At 68.2% G+C, this 19,805-nt stretch carries 16 protein-coding genes; 4 read left to right on the plus strand and 12 right to left on the minus strand.

The window, feature by feature from the left end:
• The first annotated feature begins 49 nt into the window (after positions 1-49).
• Entirely contained in the window at positions 50-1,678 is a 1,629-nt protein-coding gene (locus tag BHQ18_RS27530) for a GAF domain-containing sensor histidine kinase (protein WP_109789432.1), read from the plus strand.
• 106 nt (positions 1,679-1,784) lie between these two features.
• A complete protein-coding gene (locus BHQ18_RS27535) occupies positions 1,785-2,615 on the plus strand; it encodes a universal stress protein (protein ID WP_234794341.1) in 831 nt (276 codons plus the stop codon).
• Positions 2,616-2,618: 3 nt separating this feature from the next.
• Here BHQ18_RS27535 and BHQ18_RS27540 read toward each other — a convergent pair whose 3' ends face one another.
• Positions 2,619-3,251 carry a TetR/AcrR family transcriptional regulator gene (locus tag BHQ18_RS27540; RefSeq protein WP_069416825.1) on the minus strand — a complete coding sequence of 211 codons (633 nt, stop codon included), beginning with the start codon at positions 3,249-3,251 and terminating at the stop codon, positions 2,619-2,621.
• 174 nt (positions 3,252-3,425) lie between these two features.
• Between BHQ18_RS27540 and BHQ18_RS27545 the strand changes: the two genes are divergently transcribed.
• On the plus strand, positions 3,426-5,123 hold the full coding sequence (locus BHQ18_RS27545; protein WP_069416826.1) for a SulP family inorganic anion transporter: 1,698 nt from the start codon (positions 3,426-3,428) through the stop codon (positions 5,121-5,123).
• On the opposite strand, the gene BHQ18_RS27550 is transcribed toward BHQ18_RS27545, so the two are convergent.
• From BHQ18_RS27550 to BHQ18_RS27600, 11 genes are all read right to left on the minus strand, one after another.
• The gene (locus BHQ18_RS27550; protein WP_069416827.1) at positions 5,113-5,574 is read right to left on the minus strand and encodes a pyridoxamine 5'-phosphate oxidase family protein; all 462 of its coding nucleotides are present in this window, start codon (positions 5,572-5,574) and stop codon (positions 5,113-5,115) included. The genes BHQ18_RS27545 and BHQ18_RS27550 overlap by 11 nt on opposite strands.
• Before the next feature lies 1 nt (position 5,575).
• Positions 5,576-6,964 (minus strand): WS/DGAT/MGAT family O-acyltransferase, encoded by a 1,389-nt coding sequence (locus BHQ18_RS27555; protein WP_069416828.1) that lies wholly within the window; start codon positions 6,962-6,964, stop codon positions 5,576-5,578.
• A gap of 40 nt (positions 6,965-7,004) precedes the next feature.
• Complete coding sequence (gene fdxA / locus BHQ18_RS27560) at positions 7,005-7,352, minus strand: ferredoxin (protein WP_069416829.1); 348 nt, start codon at positions 7,350-7,352, stop codon at positions 7,005-7,007.
• A gap of 81 nt (positions 7,353-7,433) precedes the next feature.
• Entirely contained in the window at positions 7,434-8,165 is a 732-nt protein-coding gene (gene narI / locus BHQ18_RS27565) for a respiratory nitrate reductase subunit gamma (RefSeq protein WP_069416830.1), read from the minus strand.
• 13 nt (positions 8,166-8,178) lie between these two features.
• Complete coding sequence (narJ, locus tag BHQ18_RS27570; RefSeq protein ID WP_069416831.1) at positions 8,179-8,805, minus strand: nitrate reductase molybdenum cofactor assembly chaperone; 627 nt, start codon at positions 8,803-8,805, stop codon at positions 8,179-8,181.
• Positions 8,802-10,457 (minus strand): nitrate reductase subunit beta, encoded by a 1,656-nt coding sequence (narH, locus tag BHQ18_RS27575; RefSeq protein ID WP_069416832.1) that lies wholly within the window; start codon positions 10,455-10,457, stop codon positions 8,802-8,804. The genes narJ and narH overlap by 4 nt, the downstream gene beginning before the upstream one ends.
• A gap of 2 nt (positions 10,458-10,459) precedes the next feature.
• Complete coding sequence (locus tag BHQ18_RS27580) at positions 10,460-14,140, minus strand: nitrate reductase subunit alpha (protein ID WP_069416833.1); 3,681 nt, start codon at positions 14,138-14,140, stop codon at positions 10,460-10,462.
• Positions 14,137-15,357, minus strand: a complete 1,221-nt coding sequence (locus tag BHQ18_RS27585) for a nitrate/nitrite transporter (RefSeq protein ID WP_069416834.1) — start codon at positions 15,355-15,357, stop codon at positions 14,137-14,139. Before BHQ18_RS27585 ends, BHQ18_RS27580 begins: the two co-directional genes overlap by 4 nt.
• Positions 15,358-15,444: 87 nt before the next feature.
• Entirely contained in the window at positions 15,445-16,146 is a 702-nt protein-coding gene (locus BHQ18_RS27590) for a ZIP family metal transporter (RefSeq protein ID WP_069416835.1), read from the minus strand.
• A 9-nt stretch (positions 16,147-16,155) separates the two neighbouring features.
• Positions 16,156-16,578 carry a DUF4383 domain-containing protein gene (locus tag BHQ18_RS27595; protein WP_069416836.1) on the minus strand — a complete coding sequence of 141 codons (423 nt, stop codon included), beginning with the start codon at positions 16,576-16,578 and terminating at the stop codon, positions 16,156-16,158.
• Positions 16,579-16,903: 325 nt separating this feature from the next.
• Positions 16,904-18,775: a propionyl-CoA synthetase gene (locus BHQ18_RS27600; RefSeq protein WP_069416837.1), complete on the minus strand. Its 1,872-nt coding sequence runs from the start codon at positions 18,773-18,775 to the stop codon at positions 16,904-16,906.
• 41 nt (positions 18,776-18,816) lie between these two features.
• Here BHQ18_RS27600 and BHQ18_RS27605 point away from each other — a divergent pair, with 41 nt between their 5' ends.
• Complete coding sequence (locus tag BHQ18_RS27605) at positions 18,817-19,680, plus strand: alpha/beta fold hydrolase (RefSeq protein WP_069416838.1); 864 nt, start codon at positions 18,817-18,819, stop codon at positions 19,678-19,680.
• The last annotated feature ends 125 nt before the right edge of the window (positions 19,681-19,805 follow it).

The following is a 19,805-nucleotide window of genomic DNA, read 5'->3' on the forward strand; positions in this document are numbered from 1 at the left end:
GCGCCCACTGCGCGACACGCTGTCCCAGCTACGGCTGCGGGAACTGCTGATGGAGGTACAGGACCGGGTCGAGCAGATCGTCGAGGGCCGAGACCGATTGGACGGTTTGGTCGAAGCGATGCTGGTGGTGACCTCCGGTCTCGAACTTGACCAGACGCTGAAAACCATCGTCCACACCGCGATCGACCTCGTCGACGCCCGGTACGGCGCGCTCGGGGTCCGCGGGCACGACCATGAACTCGTCGAATTCATCTACGAGGGGATCGACGAGGAGATGCGGGAGAAGATCGGCCACCTTCCCGAGGGGCGCGGTGTTCTCGGAGTGCTTATCGATGACCCGAAACCCATTCGGCTGGACAATATTTCGCATCACGCCGCCTCGGTCGGTTTCCCACCCAACCATCCGCCGATGCGTACCTTCCTCGGCGTTCCGGTGCGCATCCGCGACGAGGTCTTCGGCAATCTCTACCTGACCGAGAAGGCGGACGGTCTGCCGTTCAGTGAAGACGACGAGGTGCTGGTGCAGGCACTGGCGGCGGCGGCCGGTATCGCCATCGACAACGCCCGCCTCTACCAGCAGTCGAAGACCCGGCAGTCCTGGATCGAAGCGACCCGCGATATCAGCACCGAACTGTTGTCCGGAACCGACCCGGCGACGGTATTCCGCATGGTGGCCGATGAATCGCTTGAACTCAGCGGTGCGCAACTAACGCTGGTGGTCGTTCCGCCCGATCTCGACGAGCCGGCCCCGTCGGTCGACGAACTGGTGGTGGTGGCCGTCGCGGGCGACGAACCCGACCCGGGTCTTCGTACGGTTGCGACCGAGGGCACCGCGATCGGGGAGGCCTTCCTGCAGCGCAGGCCCGGCCGCTTCGACGGCTTGGAACTGGTTCCCGACACAGGCCTTACCGGCCCTGCTCTGGTTCTGCCCCTGCGCGCTTCCGACGCGGTGGCCGGCGTCCTGGTGGCGGTGCGGTCGCCGGGCTCACCGCCGTTCCGGGCCGACGAACTCGACATGATGGCCGCGTTCTCCGATCAGGCGGCGCTGGCGTGGCAACTCGCCACCACCCAGCGTCGCATGCGGGAACTCGACGTGCTCAGCGACCGCGACCGCATCGCGCGCGATCTGCACGACCATGTGATCCAACGGCTCTTCGCGGTCGGCCTGGCGCTGCAGGGCACGATCCCGCGGGCGCGTGCCCCGGAGGTGCAGCAGCGGCTCGGCGAATGCGTCGACGACCTGCAGAACGTCATTCAGGAGATCCGCACCGCGATCTTCGACCTGCACGGAGGCAATGCGGGGGTCACCCGGTTGCGGCAACGCATCGATGAGGCTGTCGCACAGTTCGCCGAACACAATCTGCGGACCACCGTGCAGTTCTCCGGCCCGCTGTCGGTGGTCGATTCGGTGTTGGCCGACCACGCCGAAGCCGTTGTCCGTGAGGCCGTCAGCAACGCCGTCCGTCACGCGCAGGCCGGTACGCTCGCGGTCACCGTCACCGTCGGTGACGATTTGTGCATCGAGGTCGTCGACGACGGGCGCGGCATCCCCGATGAGGTCACCGGCAGCGGCCTGACCAATCTCAGCCGCCGCGCCGACGACGTCGGAGGCGAGTTCTCGGTGGAGTCGGTTGACTCCGGCGGTACGCGACTGCGGTGGTGCGCACCCTTGACTTGAGTCCACCCCGGCTGCCGCCGCCCCGGCGTGATGAACACTAGGGTGGGACCCGCACCGGCCTCGGTGTGGTCCGAGCGAAAGGTGATGTGTGTCGCGCAGTTGGGGAGTGGTCGTCGGCGTCGACGGTTCGCCGTCGTCGGACGCCGCGGTCCGGTGGGCCGCACACGACGCCGCGCTCCGGGGCGCGCAGCTCACCGTCGCCCATGCGACGACGCCGGCGATCGGGTCGCTGCTTGTGTCCGACACGCTGCCCGACGCGGACACCGGCCTCCTCGAGCGGGCCGAACGGCTCGCCGCCGAGACCGCGGGCACGTCATTGCCGATCAGGGCCGAGGAGGTGTCGGGCGCACCGGCGCGCGCGCTGCTGCAGATGTCGGCCGATGCCGACTTGGTGGTCGTCGGGCGCAGGGGTCGCAGCAAGCTCGCCAGCGTTCTGTTGGGTTCGGTGAGCATGGCCCTGCTGCACCACAGCCGTTGCCCCGTCGCGGCCATTGAGGCCGATCACGACGGCGACGTGCCGTCAGCGACGGCTCCGGTCCTGGTCGGGGTCGACAATTCGCCGGCCTCCGACGAGGCGCTCGAATGGGCCTTCGCGGAAGCCTCCCGCCGAGGCGTCGGTCTTCTCGCAGTGCATGCGTGGTGGAGCCCGGGGACCTTCGAGTTCGCCGGAACCGACTGGGAGACCATCCGACCCGACGTCGAGAAGGAGTTCGACGCGCAGTTCGACCCCTGGTGCAGGCGATTTGCGGATGTCGAGGCGGATCGCGTCGTCGTGCGCGACGAGCCCGCGCGGGAGATCACCGAGCGGTCCGGCGACGCGCAGCTCGTCGTTGTCGGCAGCCGGCGTCACGGGGAGATCGCCAGCGTCCTGCTGGGCTCGGTGAGCTCCGCGGTCGTCCAGGCGGTGCGTACGCCGGTCGTCGTGGTCCGCTCCTGACGGTCAGCCGTTCATGCGCGCATCGAAAGCCGTGATCATCGAGGTGTCGGCGAGGAGGCCGTGGGTGTAGATCTCCAAGGCCGGCATGATCATGTCATTCGCATAGTCCCTCAACACCGCCGCCATGTCTTTGGGCGTGGCATGACGACGGAGATAGAGCAGGAAACCGCCCGCGTTGTTCAGCGCCAGGAAGGTGGCCCGGGCTCTGGGGTCGCGGCTCGGCTTCAGTGTCCCGGCCCGAACTCCTGCTTCCAGATAACCGATCGCGTTCTCGATCATCCGATCGAGCATCGAACGTCCCAAGCTTCCGCCTTCGTCGAGGCTGCGGACCAGATAGGCCATCATCGGCGCAAAGGACCCGATATCGTCGAGCGCGGCGAACCATAGCTCCGGGGATGTCGATTGCAGCGCATCGGATTTCATTGTGCGAACGGTTTCGGCGATGTACTCGTCGCACGCGCTGACCAGCTTCTGTTTGGAACCGTAGAGGTCGAGCAGCACGTCCGGTGGGACGCCGGCCGCGCCGGCGATCGTCCGCACCGGGGTTCGGAAGCCGTGCCGGCCGATCTGGTCGATCGCTGCGTCGCGGATGCGTACCCGCAGCGCTTCCTCGGTGGTGGTGTCGGTGGCGGTCATGTCCAACTCCTCAGGGCGACTTAGCGCACTGTCGTCCAGCATGGCTGCAAGCCGGTTTCCGGTGTGAGAGTCGAAAGTCATTACCTGCGTGAGCAGAAGGTCTGAAAAATCGGGCTATCGCGTGCGCCGGCCCGGTTCGTGAGTAGCTTCTACGCATAGTTCGAGGGAGGTTCGATGGAACTGACCGTGGCGTGGTGTCGGCACTGGGCACCCGGGCTCGCGTCGCTGTCGGGCTATCGGCGGGCGTGGCTGCGCGGCGACGTCGTCGCGGGAGTGACAGTCACCGCATACCTCATTCCGCAGGTGATGGCGTACGCCTCGCTCGCGGGGGTGCCTGCGAGCGCGGGGTTGTGGGTGGCCGTTGTCGCGTTGGCCGTCTACGTCGTCCTCGGATCCTCGCGCAAGTTATCGGTCGGACCGGAGTCCACGACCGCACTGATGACCGCTGCCGTGGTGGCGCCGATTGCGGCGGGCGACGCAGCGCGGTACGTCGCGTTGTCGGCGGCGTTGGCGCTGCTCGTGGGCGGCCTCTGCATCGCCGGTGCGGTGGCCAGGCTCGGCTTCCTGGCCAACCTGCTGTCGGGTCCGGTCCTCACCGGGTACATGACCGGCATCGCGGGCCTGATGATCGTGAGCCAGATCGCGAAGGTGACCGGAATTTCGTTATCCGGCAACGACATCGGTGGTCTACTTGTCGATCTCGTCCGGTCTGTCCGCTTTGTTCACTGGCCTACGTTCGGCATGGCCGCCGGTGTGCTGGCCATGTTGTTCATTCTGAGGCGCTGGGCGCCGCGGTGGCCGGGTCCTCTGCTGGCGGTGCTGGCGGCGACCGCCGTGGGGGCGGCCTTCTCGCTCGACCGCGCCGGTGTCGAAGTCGTCGGCCCCATTGCCGCCGGCTGGCCGAAAGCCGGCTTGCCCACGGTGGCGCCGAGCGACCTTGCCACACTGCTGCTTCCCGCCGTCGGCGTCGCAATCGTGGCATTCTCCGACAACGTCCTGACCGCACGGGCTTTCGCCACGCGAACCGGCGAGATCGACGCGAACGCCGAGTTGCGCGCGCTCGGCGTGGCGAACCTGGGGGTTGGCCTGACCCACGGTTTTCCGGTCAGTTCCAGTGGATCACGGACCGCGCTGGCGCACGCGGTGGGCAGCCGCACTCAGCTGTACTCAGCGGTCGCTGTGGTTTCGATACTGCTGGTGCTGTGGCTCGGCCGCGATGTGATCGCGCATTTTCCCACCGCGGCGCTGGGCGCTCTCGTGGTTTACGCGGCCGTCCAGCTGGTCGACGTCGCCGCGTACCGCCGCCTCGCCGGTTTCCGCCGCAGCGAGTTCGTGCTCGCCGTGGCGACCACCGCTGCTGTTCTCGGACTGGGTGTGCTCTACGGCGTGCTGGTAGCGGTCGCCCTGTCGATTCTCGACCTGCTGCGCCGCGTGGCCCACGCCCATGACAGCGTGCTCGGTTTCGTCCCCGGTATCGCCGGTATGCACGACATCGAGGACTACCCGGACGCGAGACCGGTACCCGGTCTGGTGATCTACCGGTACGACGCGCCCTTGTGTTTCGCGAATGCAGAGGACTTCCGTAAGCGGGCGCTGTCCGCGGTCGACGACAGCGACGGCTGTGTCGAGTGGTTCGTCCTCAACGTAGAGGCCAACGTCGAGGTCGACCTCACCGCGCTCGACGCGCTCGAGTCCCTGCGGCAGGAACTCGATCATCGAGGCATTGTGTTCGCCATGGCGCGGGTCAAGCAGGACCTGCGTGACGCGCTGGAAGCGGCGGACATGGTCGGCCGCATCGGTGAGCACCGTATGTTCATGACGCTGCCGACCGCGGTCGAGGCGTTCCGGAACCGAGGAAGCGTCAGCGGTTGAGGTGGTGTGCCCGGTTCTGGTCCACCCCGCGGTACTCGGGGGTGCCGCGGTCGCGGAAGCGACGTCCGGTGATCTTCTCGGTGCGGATCCGCACGAAGTGGTCGCGTCGCCCGGCCGCCCAGGGTTCGACGAAAGTGCCTGACAGGTCGACGAGTTCGTCGATGTCGGTGACCGGTTGGGCGTGCCCGACAACGGTGACACTCCAGCCGTCGCGCAGGTCGGGATCGAGTTCGTCGGCCTGGAACGCCACGACCTGATTGTCGGTGGCGGCGGCCAGCTTCGGCCCGCCGGCCACCCGGATCACCAGATCGTCGCGCCACAGCCGGAAATTGACCGGCTGCACGGCGGGCAGGGCGTCCTCGGTGAACACCAGCCTGCCGACCCGCACGCCAGACAGCAGATCCAGACACTGTCTGCGGTTGAGGGTTTCGAGCTCACGGCCCTTGGTCATGTCAGCCTCCTTGTACCAGAGCGAGTGTCCCTGCCGGGGTGCTGCGCCAGTGGCCGGTGCTGAGCTCGGCCAGTTCGCTCACCGCGCGTTCGATCCCGGTGGCCAGTTCGTCGACGTCGGGCGCCGCGTCGTAGTCGCCGATGATGCCGAACGCGAGGTGGTCGGCGTAGCTCAGCATGGCCACGCCGGTGCGCAGCCGCATGGCCAGCGGCGGGATCGGCAGCAGCCGGATGACCTCGCGGCCGAGGACACGCATGCGTTTGCGCGGGCCGGGCACGTTGGTGGCCAGCGTGACGATGCCGCGCTGCGGTAGCCGGCCCAGCGTCCGCACCGCCCACGCGGTGACCGGGAACGGGATCGCGTTCGCCGCGGCGATCAACGCACTTCCGGCCTGCCGCTGGCCGCTGCCCTTGGCCCTGGTCATGCGGGCGTGCACGGCCTGCAGCTGCTGCAGGACGTCGGACTTCTCGACCGGCAGGTACGGCAGCATGATCGAGACGCGGTTGTCGGCCCGGCCCGCCGCGTCCCCGGAGCGCACCGACACCGGCACCAGCGTCCGCAGCGACGTGCGCCGCGGCTGTTCGCCCCGCCGCAGCAGCATGGTCCGGAAGCTGTCGGTGATCGCGGTCAGCGCAACGTCATTGACCGTGACCTCGAACCGCTGACAGATCTTCTCGACGTCGTGCATCGACACCTCGACCGTCGCGTAACGGCGCATGTCGGTGACCGGGCCGGTCAGCGACGACGCGGCCGCCGGCCGCAGCAGGCCGCCCGCGATGTCGAGCGCGCCGTGCAGGGCCTGGGTGGTCGCGGCGGTCAGGCCGGTCGACGTCCGCCACGCTGCGGTCAACCAGTCGACCGGGTTGAGCGGCACCGCGGGCAACCGTCGCCGCGGCGGCCGACGGGTCTCGGCCGGCTCGGTGTACCCGTCGCACAGCCGGGTCAGCAGCTGGGTGGCCGCGACTCCGTCGGCCATGCAGTGGTGGATCTTGATCAGGATCGCCCACCGGTTGTGCGCGAGCCCGTCGACCACCCAGCACTCCCACAGCGGCCGGTCGCGGTCCAGGCGGTGCTCTATCACGTCGGCGGCCCACCGGAACAGCGCCGCGTCGTCACCGGGCCGCGGCACCGCCGCCCTGCGCACGTGGTGCGAGATGTCGAGGGAGGCGTCATCGACCCATTCCGGGGCGCCGAGATCCAGCGGATGGGTGCGCAGCACCTGGGTGAAGCGGGGCACCGAGGTGATGCGCTCGGCCAGTTCCGCGGTCAGCACGGCGAAGTCGGGCATCGGCCCGGCCAACACCGCGATCGCGCCGATCGCCAGGCTCACGTGCGGGTCGGAGTCCTCAGCCTGCAGGAACCCCGCGTCCAGGATCGTCAACTGCTCCATGTCTTCACCTTCGTCCGTGCGGGCTGCGCGCAGAAGAGGCTTAGGTCCCTAGCCTTGCCGGGAACCCGGCGACCAGCGGCGTGTCCACCCCGACCGGCCCGAGCTTGGCGGCACCACCGGGGGCGCCCAGCGGCGCGTCGCGCCCGGGCAGGACGTCGGCGAAGAACGCGGCGTTGTCGGCCAGGCGGCGGTGCTCCTCGTCGGGCAGATCGGTCTCGTAGTAGATCGCGCCTTCTTCGCACGCCAGCTTGCACGCGCCGCAGTCCACGCATTCCTCGGGATTGATGTAGAGCGAGCGGGCGCCCTCGTAGATGCAATCGACCGGGCATTCGGGTACGCAGGACTTGTGCATCACGTCCACGCAGGCACTGCTGATCACGTAGGTCATGGCCGCAGTGTATGAACCACCCGGGGTCGGTGAAGCGGGCCGAAGGGCTTCAGGGGCAGGGACCAAAGTCCTTATCGCAGATCACCATCCGCGCCGCGGCGGATGGGTCGCCACCAGCTCCCGGCCGTTGCCAGCCTCCCGGCTGCGGTACACGATGTAGGGCCGGAACAGGTAGCCGATCGGCGCGCTGAACACGTGCACCAGCCGGGTGAACGGCCACAGGCAGAACAGCACCAGCGCGATCGTCACATGGATCTGGAACCACGCCGGCGCCTGCACCATCAGATCGCCGCGCGGCTGCAGAATCCAGATCGACCGGAACCACGGCGACACCGTCTGGCGGTAGTCGTGTTCGGCGCCGACCGGTGTGGCGCCGATCAGCGTGCAGGCCAGGCCGGCGACGATCGCCATCACCAGCACCAGGTACATGATCTTGTCGTTGACGGTGGTGGCCATGAACACCGGCCCGGTGGTGCGCCTGCGGTACACCAGCAGCGCGATCCCGCCCAGCGTGCTGACCCCCGCGATGCCGCCGAGTATCAAGGCCTGCACGTGGTAGGCGTGATCGCTCAGTCCGACCGCCTCGGTCCACGATTCGGGGATCACCAGGCCGATCACGTGGCCGACGATGACCACCAGGATGCCGAAGTGGAACATGGGGCTGCCGATCCGCAGCAGCCGCGACTCGTAGAGCTGCGACGAACGCGTCGTCCAGCCGAACTTGTCGTAGCGGTAGCGCCACCAGATGCCGACCGCCACCACCGCCAGCGTGACGTACGGGACGACGTCCCAGTAGATCTCCAGACCCGACATGTCAGCTGGCTCCTCAGCTCGTACGGCGCGGCGGCACGGTCAACGTGAACGGTTGCAGGCCCACCGCTTCGGCCGGTGGTCCTTCGGCGGCCAGCCGCCGGGCCCGCTGCACCTCGGTGTCGGTGGCGGCGGGCAGCGTGCCCAGCACCGCCGCGACGGCGTGTACGTACGGGGAGCCCGCCTCGGTCAGCGCCCGGTGCAGCACCTCGATCGGCACGCGGTGCTCGGCGAGCAGGCGCCGACCCGCCGCCGGGTCGACGGTGGCGGCGAACTCCAACACGACCGGCAGGAAGTCGGGCGCCTCGTCGCCGGGCGGCGTCACGCCCGCCGCGCGGTACGCCTGGGCGAAGGCCAGCATCGCGTTGCCGCGGTTGCGGGTGTCGCCGGCGGTCCAGTACGTCAGGTACATGGTGCAGCGGCGCCGCAGATCGAAGGTGGCGACGTAATCTTGGGCGGCCCGCATCGGGTCCCGGGCGCGCAGCGCCGCCGCAGTCTCCGAAAGGCCCTCGGCGGCAGCGTGTTCCAGCAGTTCGTCGGCCAGTGCCAGGCGCTCCGGGTCGGGGTAGTTCAGCAGCAGCGACGCGCACTGCCACACCAGCCGGTCCTCGAGTGTGGAGCGCGCCCGTTTGAGCAGCCTCATCGGCCGTCCCCGTTCGGCGGGAAGATTCCGTGCGGGGTGCCGCGACCGTCCCAGTTGAGCAGGTTCACCCGCGACGGCCGGCTTTCGCTGGCGGCCATGCCGTCGGAGGTCTGCCGGTGTTGCAGCGCGTGGAAGGTCTCCACCGCCACCGGCACCGGGTCCCCGCTGGCCTCGCCGAACGGACCGGACTCGTACATGCCCGGCCCGCCCTCGAAGTCCAGCGAGCAGCCGGTCTCCTCCACTGAGCCGGGCACGGTCGCGGCGTACGCGGTGGGAATCACATAGCGCTCATCGTATTTCGCCAGGGCCAGCAGCCGGTACATGTTGTAGACCTGCTCCTCGGTCATCCCGACGGCCTGCGGGATGTGCGGCTGTGTCTCGCGGCCGAGGTTGATGTCGCGCATGTAGGACCGCATCGCGGCCAGCCGCTGCAACACCTTTTCGACGACGGCGGTGTCCCCGGCGGTGAACAACCCGGCCAGGTATTCGATCGGGATGCGCAGTGACTGCAGCGCGCCGAACAGGTTGCCGAGATCCTCGCCGTCGTGGCCGTCGCGGGCCACGGCGTCGACCACCGGCGACAGGGGCGGGATGTACCAGACCATCGGCATGGTGCGGTATTCCGGATGCAGCGGCAACGCCACCTGGTATTCGTGGATCAGCGCGTAGACCGGTGAGCGCTGCGCGGCGCCGATCCACTCGTCGGAGATGCCTTCTGCGCGCGCCCCGGCGATCACCCGCGGATCGTGGGGGTCGAGGATGATGCGTTTCTGCGCCTCGTAGAGCTCGGTGTCCTTCTCCACCGAGGCAGCCTCGGTCACCCCGTCGACGTCGTAGAGCACCAGCCCGATGTAGCGCAGCCGCCCCACGCAGGTCTCCGAACACACCGTCGGCAGCCCGACCTCCACGCGCGGGTAGCAGAACGTGCACTTCTCGGCCTTGCCGGTCTTGTGATTGAAATACACCTTCTTGTAGGGGCATCCGGACACACACATCCGCCAGCCGCGGCAGCGGTCCTGATCGACGAGCACGATGCCGTCCTCGGCGCGCTTGTACAACGCCCCCGACGGGCACGACGCCACACACGACGGATTGATGCAGTGCTCACAGATCCGCGGCAGGTAGAACATGAACGTCTCTTCGAGTTCGAACTTCACCTGCTCGTTGATCTTCTTGAGCACCGGGTCGCCCGGCACGATCTCCGTCGACCCGCCGAGGTCGTCGTCCCAGTTCGCCGACCACTCGATGGTCATCGGCTCGCCGCTGATCAGGCTGCGCGGCGGCGCGGTCGGCATCTGGTCGCCCGCCGGGGCGGACAAAAGGTTGTCGTAGTCGTAGGTCCACGGTTCGTAGTAGTCGGCCATGCTGGGCATCTTCGGGTTGGCGAAGATCCGCGCCAGCTTGGAGAACCGGCCGCCGTCGCGCAGGCGCAGCCGGCCCTTGCGGTCGCGGATCCAGCCGCCGCGCCACCGTTCCTGGTCCTCGTAGGTGCGCGGATAGCCTTGTCCGGGACGGGTTTCGACGTTGTTGAACCACACGTACTCGGTGCCAGGACGGTTGGTCCAGGCCTGTTTGCAGGTCACCGAGCAGGTGTGGCACCCGATGCACTTGTCGAGGTTCATCACCATCGCCAACTGCGCCATGACTTTCATAGTTAGAACACCACTTCCTGGCTGCGACGGCGCACCACCGTCACCTCGTCGCGCTGGTTGCCGGTGGGCCCCAGGTAGTTGAACGCGAACGCGTTCTGCGCGTACCCGCCGGCCATGTGCGTGGGCTTGATCAGCAGGCGGGTCAACGAGTTGTGGATGCCGCCGCGTTTACCGGTGGTCTCCGACAGCGGCACGTCGATCGTGCGTTCCTGGACGTGATAGACGAACACCACCCCTTCGGGCATCCGGTGGCTGACGATCGCGCGGCACACCAGCACCCCGTTGGGGTTGACCGCCTCCACCCAATCGTTGTCGCGCACCTCGATTTTCGCCGCGTCAGCCGGGCTCATCCACATCGTCGGCCCGCCCCGCGACAGCGACAGCATCAACAGGTTGTCCTGATACTCGGAGTGGATCGACCACTTCGAGTGCGGGGTCAGGTAGCGCACCGTCAACCCGAGGCCGTCCTGGTGGCCGACCGCCTGCGCACCGAACAGCCGGGCCATGTCCAGTGGCGGGCGGTACACCGGCAGCTGCTCGCCGAGTTCCTCGAGCCAGTCGTGGTCCAGGTAGAAGTGCATCCGGCCGGTCAACGTGTGGAACGGCTTGAGGTGCTCGATGTTCACCGTGAACGGGGCGTACCGGCGGCCGCCGGTCTCGCTGCCGGACCACTCCGGGCTGGTGATCACCGGCACCGGGCGGGCCTGGGTGTCGGCGAAGGTGATGCGGCGTTCCTCGCTGCCCTCGGCCAGGTGCACCAACGGCCGGCCGGTGCGTTTCTCCAGTTCGCGGAATCCCTCGACGGCCAGCCGGCCGTTGGAGGTGCCCGACAGCGCCAGGATCACCTCGGCCATCCGGGCGGCGGTGGTGATCGCCGGCCGTCCCGCCGCCACCCCCTTGTTCATCACGCCGAACGTCTTGGCCAGTTCGGCGGTCTCCTGCACCGGCCAGGTGGTGATGCCCTTGGTGGTGACGCCGAGCTCCTCGACCAGCGGGCCCAGCGTGGCCCACTTGTCGGCGATCGCGGTGTAGTCGCGCTCGACGACCGTCAGCGGGCCCATGGTCTTACCGGGCACCGGGACCTCCCCGGTGACCCGCCAATCCCGCTCCACCCCACCGGGATAGGCCATCGCGCCGGGGGTGTCGTGCTGCAGCGCACCGAGCACGACGTCGGTGCGGGTGCCCAGGTGCTTTTTGGCCAGGGTGGCGAACGAGCGGACGATCGCGCCGAAAGCGTCGTAGTCCGACCGGGTTTCCCACGGCGGGTCGATGGCCGGGGTGAACGCGTGCACGTACGGGTGCATGTCGGTGCTGTTGAGGTCGTGCTTCTCGTACCAGGTGGCGGCGGGCAGCACGACATCGGACAGCAGCGTGGTCGAGGTCATCCGGAAGTCGATCGACATCAGCAGGTCGAGCTTGCCTTCGGGGATCTCGTCCGGGTAGGTGATGTCGTTGGGCCGCAGGTCTTCCGGGGCGGGATCGGCGCCCAGGTTCGAGTCGGTGCCCAACAGGTGACGCAGGAAGTACTCGTTGCCCTTGCTCGACGAGCCCAGCAGGTTTGACCGCCACACGCTGAGCACCCGCGGCCAGTTGCGCGGATTGTCCGGATCGGTGACCGCCAGTTTCAGTTCGCCCTTCGCCAATTGCTCGGCGACGTAGGCCGGTATCTCCTGGCCGGCGGCCTTGGCATCGTCGGCGACGTCGAGGCTGGACCGGTCGAACTGCGGGTAGAACGGGTTCCAGCCCATCGCCGTCGACGACGCCAGCACATCCATCGTGTGTTTGTCGCGGAACCGGCCGCGGCCGAGCGGGCTGGCCAACGCGTCGGCGCGGTACCGGTCGTAGCTCCACTGGTTGGTGTGCACGTACCAGTAGGACGTTCCGGGCATCTGTCGCGGCGGGCGGGCCCAGTCGGTGCCCATCGCCATCGTCGCCCACCCGGTGACGGGCCGGCACTTCTCCTGGCCGACGTAGTGCGCCCACCCGCCGCCGTTGCGGCCCATCGACCCGGTCAGCAGCAGCATCGCCAGCACCGCGCGGTAGGTGGCGTCGCCGTGGAACCACTGGCAGATGCCGGCGCCCATGATGATCATCGACCGGCCGCCGGACTCCTGAGCGTTGCGGGCGAACTGGGTGGCGATCCGGATCGCCTGTGCCGCAGACACTCCGGTGATCTGCTCCTGCCACGCCGGGGTGTAGGGCCGGGTGGCGTCGTCGTAGCCGGTGGGCCAGTCCCCGGGCATCCCGGGCCGGGGGACCCCGTACTGCGCCAGCATCAGGTCGAACACCGTGCACACCCGGTGCTCGCCGACCTGACGCACCGGCACCCCGCGGGTCAGGGTCTGGCCGCGCCCGTCGATGCTGTCGAAACAGGGCAGTTGGATCTCGACGGCTTCGCCGCCGTCGGTGCGCACCGTCAACGCCGGCACCACCGCCCCGAGGTCGAGGTTCCACTTGCCGACGCCGTCGTCGCCGTAGCGGAAGCCCAGCGAGCCGTGCGGCACCGTGACGGTGTCGGTGGCGCCGTCGAGCAGCGCGGGCTTGAACGGCGCGTTCGCCACGTCGTGGCCGAGATCGGCTGCGGTGAGCATCTTCCCGGGCACCAGCGCGCCGTTGCGCTCCTCGAGCTTCACCAGGAACGGTAGGTCGGTGTACTTCTGGACATAGTCGACGAAGAACGGCACCCGTTGGCGGACAAAGAATTCGGACAGGATGACGTGGCCCATCGCCATCGCCAGCGCGCCGTCGGTGCCCGCCGCGCACGGCATCCACTCGTCGGCGAACTTGGTGTTGTCGGTGTAGTCGGGGCTGACGGAGACCACCTTGGTGCCGCGGTAGCGGACCTCGGCCATCCAGTGGGCGTCGGGGGTGCGGGTGATCGGGACGTTGGAGCCCCACATCATCAGATACGCCGCGTCCCACCAGTCGCCGGACTCGGGCACGTCGGTCTGGTCACCGAACACCTGCGGCGAGGCCACCGGAAGGTCGGCGTACCAGTCGTAGAACGACGTCATCACCCCGCCGAGCAGTTCGATGAACCGCGACCCGGCCGCGAACGACACCATCGACATGGCCGGGATCGGCGAGAACCCGGCCACCCGGTCGGGACCGTACTCCTTGATGGTGTGCACGTGGGCGGCCGCGATCATCTCGGTGGCCTCGGCCCAGTTGATCCGGACCAGCCCGCCCTGGCCGCGGGCCCGCTGGTAGCGGCGGCGGCGCTCGGGGTCGGCCTGAATGTCGGCCCACGCCAACACCGGATCGCCGAGCCGGGACTTCGCTTCCCGGTACATCTCGACGAGCACGCCGCGGGCGTACGGGTAGCGCACGCGGGTGGGGGAGTAGGTGTACCAGGAGAATGCCGCCCCGCGTGGACACCCGCGCGGTTCGTACTCGGGCCGGTCCGGTCCGACGGACGGGTAGTCGGTCTCCTGCGTCTCCCAGGTGATGATGCCGTCTTTGACGTAGACCTTCCACGAGCACGACCCGGTGCAGTTGACGCCGTGCGTGGAGCGGACAACCTTGTCGTGGCTCCAACGGTCGCGGTAGAACACGTCGCCTTCGCGGCCGCCGCGGCGGGTGACGGTGCGCCCGTCGTCGGAGAACTCCCCGGGCGTGAAGAAGCGGCCGCTGCTCTTCAGCAACTCCTCGACGGGTCCGCCGGTCCTGGGTGTCGTGGTCACGGCGGGGCCTCTTCCTGTTTCGGTTCGTGGGCGTGTAGCCGCAACGCGGTGTAGGCGAGCGCGATCAGCGCGGTCGCGACCAGCAGCAGCAGACCCACCGTGTAGTTGTTCTCCGCGGAGTTGTACGTGGCGCCCATCACCAGCGGTGGGAAGTAGCCGCCCAAACCGCCGGCGGCGGAGACGATTCCGGTGACCGAGCCGACCGATGCCACCGGTGCGCGTCGCGCCACCCAGGCGAACACCCCGCCGGTGCCGATCCCGAGGAACACTGCCAGCGTGATGAACGTCGCCGCCGACCAGACGTCGGGCGGTGGCTGGAACACCGCGATGAACGCCATCACCGCGGTGCCGGCGAACGAGGTCAGTACGACGTACTTCGGTGGTATCCGGTCCGAGAGCGCGCCGCCGACCGGCCGCGCCAGCACCGCCGCCAGCGCGAACCCCGCGGTGCGGGCACCGGCGTCGACCGCGGAGAAGTCGTAGATCATCTTGATGTACGTGGGTAGGTAGTTGCTGAACGCCACGAAGCCGCCGAACACGATCGCGTACAGCAGCGACATCTCCCAGGTCACCCCGAGCTTGGCGGCGGCTTTGAGTTTGGGCAGCACCGGGTCGGTGTTCGGGGTGAAGGCCGGTGCGTTGCGCATGGCGACGACGCACAGCACCGCGGTCGCTGCGAGTGCGACCGCAACCAGCACGTGGGTGGTGAACAGGCCGAACGAGGCCACCAGGCGCGGCGTGAAGAACGCCGACAGCGCAGTGCCGACCATGCCCATCCCGAACACCCCGGTGGCGAACCCGCGGCGGGCCGGTTCGTACCAGTTGTTGGCGAACGGTATGCCGACGGCGAAGATCGTGCCGGCGATGCCGAGGAAGAACCCGAACGCGACGAGCAGCGGGTACGACCCCGCCGCCCCGGCCGCTCCGACCGCCAGCACCGGCACGATCGACGCCAGCGAGATCGCGATGAACATCACCCGGCCGCCGTACCGGTCGGTCAGCGCGCCGACCACCACGCGACCGACGGCGCCGACCAGAATCGGCGTGGCCACCAGGATCGACGCGTCGGTGCTGCTCAAGCGGAGATCGGAAGCGTAGGTGGTCGACAGCGGGCCGATCATGTTCCAGGCCCAGAAGTTGATGGCAGAGACCCAGGTGGCCAGTGCCAGGTTGATTCCCCGTTTAGCGTCGGTGTCCGGCGCGGTCGCCGTGCTCACTCATCCAGACAACCACGAGTCACCGGCAGATGTGCGAGTATTACGAAAAGCGTTGCACGGCAGGATTGATCACCTACCCGACCCTGTTCAGCTGCTCAGCGACAGTCCAGCCGCGACTGCGAAGCCCAGTACCGCCGCCAGTCCTGCTTGGCGACCGGCCTTTTCGGTCGCTTCGGGAATCATCGACGTGACCAGCATGACAAGTAACGCGCCGGCAGCGAATCCATCGATCCCACCCCGAAGTTGGCTTCCTGCGACCTCTTGGAACTGGTAACCGGCAACGGTGGCGGCCACGCACAACACCGCAACTCCGGCCCAGCCGGCGATGATGTGGGTGCCCCGTCGGCCGTTGGCCTTGAGGTCGCTCGCCGACCCGACCGCTTCGGGCAGATTCGACACGAAAATCGCGACCAGCAGCGAGATGCTGACCACCCCACCGCCGGCGATGCCGATGCCGAGCACCGCCTGTTCCGGAATCCCGTCGAGCAGCGCACCCAGCGCCAGTGGCAACCCGGCCCGACCGTTTCGCCCGCCGACGCGGACGACACCGAAGTCGGCAAGGAAGAACGCCAGACCGCCGACCGCCAAACCGACCGCGACGGGAAGCGCGCCGCCGATCCGAAAGCCCTCCTCGGCCAATTCGAAAGAAATGCTGGCCACCAGCGCGCCGGCACCGAAACCCAGCACCCACCCGACGAACCGCGGTTTCCAGGGGCGGACGACACCCGCGATCGCACCTACGACCAGTGAACACGCCGCAACGGCTCCCCACAGCAACGCGCTCAGCACGGCGCAAGCTTAGGCGCGAACCCTTCTGCGGCGCTTGGTCGGATCGTGCTGTCCGGCCAGCGTCAAACCCAGGATGATCATGACGACACCCAGCGCGAACGTCAGCCACCCCCACGGTCGCGCGGTGGCCAGGCCGTAGATCCATACCGCGAGGTACAGAACACCGCTGCCGAGGAAGTAGGCGCGGGCCAACGCGTAGGTGCGCGCCATCACCAACCCCAGCGCGCCGATCACCAGGTTGACGATGTTGTGCGCGATCGACACCACGAACAGCCCGAACAGTCGAGCCTGGGACTGGTGGCTAAACCAACCCAGGTGGTCGAGGTCGGAGGTGACTCCGGGGATGAACCCGAGCACCCCGACGAGCAGCAGGACGGTGCCGACGATCAGCGCGGCGCCCTGCACCGCCATGTAGCGGGGCTTTGCCATCATCCACCTCCGTCGTTATTGACGGATCGGTTACCCCGCGCGTCGGCGGGTTAACCGTGTGCGCGATCGGCACGCCGGACTCCCTCGCAGGTGGGCGCGGTGCCACCCGCGAGGGAGAGGAACAAACCCGGCTATTTGCGGACGTTGCAGTTGGGTCGGTTCCCGCAGTGATGACCGGATTCGCACACGTTGCAGCGGCAGCTACAACCGCTGGGTGCCTTGACTGCAGAGATACGCATCGCTGTTCAACTCCTTTGTTGACGCGCCGCGGCGGGCGCATAGTGGACGCATCTCGAATATATGCCGATCCGTTTGGGGTTTGGGCCGGTTAGCGCGTGTGCAGAATCGGCTTGAGGGTTTCCAGCACGCCGGGATCCTCGATCGTCGACGGCACCGGTTCGTCCTTACCGTGCGCGATGCCGCGCATCGTCTTGCGCAGGATCTTGCCCGAGCGGGTCTTCGGCAGGGCCGGCACGATGTCGACGGCCTTCAAACACGCTACCGCGCCGATGTTCTCGCGTACCAGCGCGACGAGTTCGTCGGCCAGTCCCTCGGCCTTCGCGCCGGACTGCAACACCACCAAGCCGCGGGGTACCTGTCCTTTGATGTCGTCGTTGACGCCGATCACCGCGCACTCGGCGACCGCCGGGTGCGTCGCGAGCACCGCTTCGATGGAGCCCGTCGACAGCCGGTGCCCGGCCACGTTGATGACGTCGTCGATGCGACCCATCACGAACAGGTAGCCGTCTTCATCGAGGTATCCGCCGTCGCCGGTGAGGTAGTAGCCCGCGTACTCGCGCAGGTAGGAGGCCTCATAGCGGGCGTCGTCACCCCACAGCGTGGGAAGGGTGCCCGGCGGAAGGGGCAGCCGGATGCAGATCGCGCCTTCCTCGTTCGGTTCGCAGGAGGAGCCGTCGACCCGAAGGATGCGCACGTCGTAGCCGGGCATCGGCACGGTCGGCGACCCGGGTTTGATCGGCATCGGGTCCAACCCCATCGGGTTGGCGGCGATCGCCCAACCGGTCTCGGTCTGCCACCAGTGGTCGACGATCGGGATGCCGAGTTTCTGCGATGCCCACTGATAGGTGTCGGGGTCGAGGCGCTCACCGGCCTGGAACAGGTACTTCATCCGCGACAGGTCATAGCGGCCGATGTGCTCGCCGTCGGGGTCCTCCTTGCGGATCGCGCGCAGGGCCGTCGGCGCGGTGAACAGCGCCTTGACCCCGTGCTCGGAGGCGACGCGCCAGAACGCGCCGGGATCGGGTGTTCCGATCGGCTTGCCTTCGTAGAGAACGGTGGTGGCGCCCAAAAGCAGTGGCGCATAGACGATGTACGAGTGGCCGACCACCCAGCCGACGTCGGAGGCGGTCCAGAACACGTCGCCGGGCGAGATGTCGTAGATGTTGCGGATGCTCCACATCAGCGCCACCGCGTGCCCGCCGTTGTCGCGCACGATGCCCTTGGGCTTGCCGGTGGTGCCCGAGGTGTAGAGCACGTAGAGCGGGTCGGTCGCCGCGACCGGTACGGGGTCGACGGGTGCGGCCGAGGCCACGTAGTCCCAGTCCAGATCGCGGTCGGCGATCAACTCGCAGCGATGACGTTCGCGCTGTGCGATCACGCAGACGCGCGGCGGGTGTTCGGCCATCTGCAGCGCGGCGTCGAGCATCGGCTTGTACTCGACGGTGCGGGTCGGTTCGATGCCGCACGACGCGGAGACGACGACGGTGGGCCTGGCGTCGTCGATGCGGGCCGCGAGTTCGTGGGCAGCGAACCCGCCGAACACCACCGAATGCACCGCGCCCAGGCGCGCGCACGCCAGCATGGCGATGACGGCCTCGGGGATCATCGGCATGTAGATGACGACGCGGTCGCCCTTCGCGACGCCGAGTCCGCGCAGTCCGCCCGCGAATTTGGCTGTGGCGTCGAGTAATTCGCGGTAAGTGTAGGTGCGCTGGGTGCCGGTGACGGGCGAGTCGTAGATGAGCGCGGTCTGATCGGCGCGGCCGTTCTCGACGTGCCGGTCCAGCGCGTTGGCGCAGGTATTGAGCTCGCCGTCGGGGAACCATCGGTAGAACGGCGGATTCGAGTCGTCGAGGATCTGCTGGGGCGCTCGCGTCCACGTCACCGCCTTGGCGACCTCGGCCCAGAACGACTGTGGATCGGCGATGCTGGCGTCGAACAACTCTCGATATCCGGACATACCGGCACGGTAGCGCGATCACCGGTCTCTATAGTCCGTTTATGCCTGCTGGACCCCCGCCCATCGCCGGTGTGCGGCGATCCTTCGTCGACGCCCGCGGGGTGCGCTTCCACGTGACGGAGGCCGGGCCCGCCGACGGGCGGCCGGTGCTGGCGCTGCACGGGTGGCCCCAGCACCACTGGGTCTACCGCGATCTTCTGGCCGACCCGCCGCCGGGGTTGCGGATCATCGCGCCCGACCTGCCGGGTTACGGATGGTCCGGGCCGGCCCCGCACCGGTGGGGTAAGGACGACGTCGCCGCCGATGTGGAGGCGCTGCTCGACGCGCTGGGCCTCGATCGGGTTCTGCTGGTCGGCCATGACTGGGGCGCGTTCGTCGGGTACCGCCTGCTGGCGATGGCGCCGGAGCGGTTCGACGGCTACCTGGCGATGAACATGGCCCACCCGTGGAACAGTCCGCGCGCGTTGGTGCCGCATATGTGGCGGTTCTGGTATCAGGTGCCGTTGGCCATTCTCGGTCCGCGGTTGCAGCAGCGGGCGAAACTCGTTGCGCGGGTGTTCCGCAGTGCGTCGCGGGTGGACCGGGAAACGGCGAAGGTCTACACCGAACGTTTCCGTGATCCCGTCGTCGCGCGCGCGGCCCGAGATACGTACCGGACGTTCCTGCTGCGCGAACTGCCGACCGCCGGGACCGCGCCCGCACCGCCGCGCGCGACGATCCCGATCCGCTGCCTGTTCGGCGCCGGTGACCGCGCCGTGCACCCGTCGATGGTCGCCGCGGAGACCGCCAGGGCCGACGACTACACCTTGGAATTGGTCGACGCCAGCCACTTCATCGTCGACGAACGACCGGATCTGGTCCGGGCGCGGTTGATCGCGCTCGCCGAGGAGACTGGCCTCAAATAACTTCTGTCACTTTGGTTTCTGGGGCCACATTTGGGGGTGTGGTGTCGGTGGGGGTGGTTAGTGTCGGGTTGTGGGTATCGAACGTATGTACGAAGCGCTTGCGGTGGTTCGCCGCGAGCTCGACG

Origin of the sequence: Mycolicibacterium flavescens (genome assembly GCF_001722335.1) — a bacterium.
In the GTDB taxonomy this organism is placed as follows: domain Bacteria; phylum Actinomycetota; class Actinomycetes; order Mycobacteriales; family Mycobacteriaceae; genus Mycobacterium; species Mycobacterium flavescens.

Bases quoted from the DNA above. Each gene is read 5' to 3' on its own strand.
- BHQ18_RS27530 (WP_109789432.1), top strand. From the start codon at position 50: ATGGAGGTACAGGACCGGGTCGAGCAGATCGTCGAGGGCCGAGACCGA.
- narI (WP_069416830.1), bottom strand. From the start codon at position 8,165: ATGTCGGGTCTGGAGATCTACTGGGACGTCGTCCCGTACGTCACGCTG.
- fdxA (WP_069416829.1), bottom strand. From the start codon at position 7,352: ATGACCTACGTGATCAGCAGTGCCTGCGTGGACGTGATGCACAAGTCC.
- narH (WP_069416832.1), bottom strand. From the start codon at position 10,457: ATGAAAGTCATGGCGCAGTTGGCGATGGTGATGAACCTCGACAAGTGC.
- BHQ18_RS27605 (WP_069416838.1), top strand. From the start codon at position 18,817: ATGCCTGCTGGACCCCCGCCCATCGCCGGTGTGCGGCGATCCTTCGTC.
- BHQ18_RS27545 (WP_069416826.1), top strand. From the start codon at position 3,426: ATGGAACTGACCGTGGCGTGGTGTCGGCACTGGGCACCCGGGCTCGCG.
- BHQ18_RS27555 (WP_069416828.1), bottom strand. From the start codon at position 6,964: ATGGAGCAGTTGACGATCCTGGACGCGGGGTTCCTGCAGGCTGAGGAC.
- narJ (WP_069416831.1), bottom strand. From the start codon at position 8,805: ATGAGGCTGCTCAAACGGGCGCGCTCCACACTCGAGGACCGGCTGGTG.
- BHQ18_RS27540 (WP_069416825.1), bottom strand. From the start codon at position 3,251: ATGACCGCCACCGACACCACCACCGAGGAAGCGCTGCGGGTACGCATC.
- BHQ18_RS27595 (WP_069416836.1), bottom strand. From the start codon at position 16,578: ATGATGGCAAAGCCCCGCTACATGGCGGTGCAGGGCGCCGCGCTGATC.
- BHQ18_RS27550 (WP_069416827.1), bottom strand. From the start codon at position 5,574: ATGACCAAGGGCCGTGAGCTCGAAACCCTCAACCGCAGACAGTGTCTG.
- BHQ18_RS27600 (WP_069416837.1), bottom strand. From the start codon at position 18,775: ATGTCCGGATATCGAGAGTTGTTCGACGCCAGCATCGCCGATCCACAG.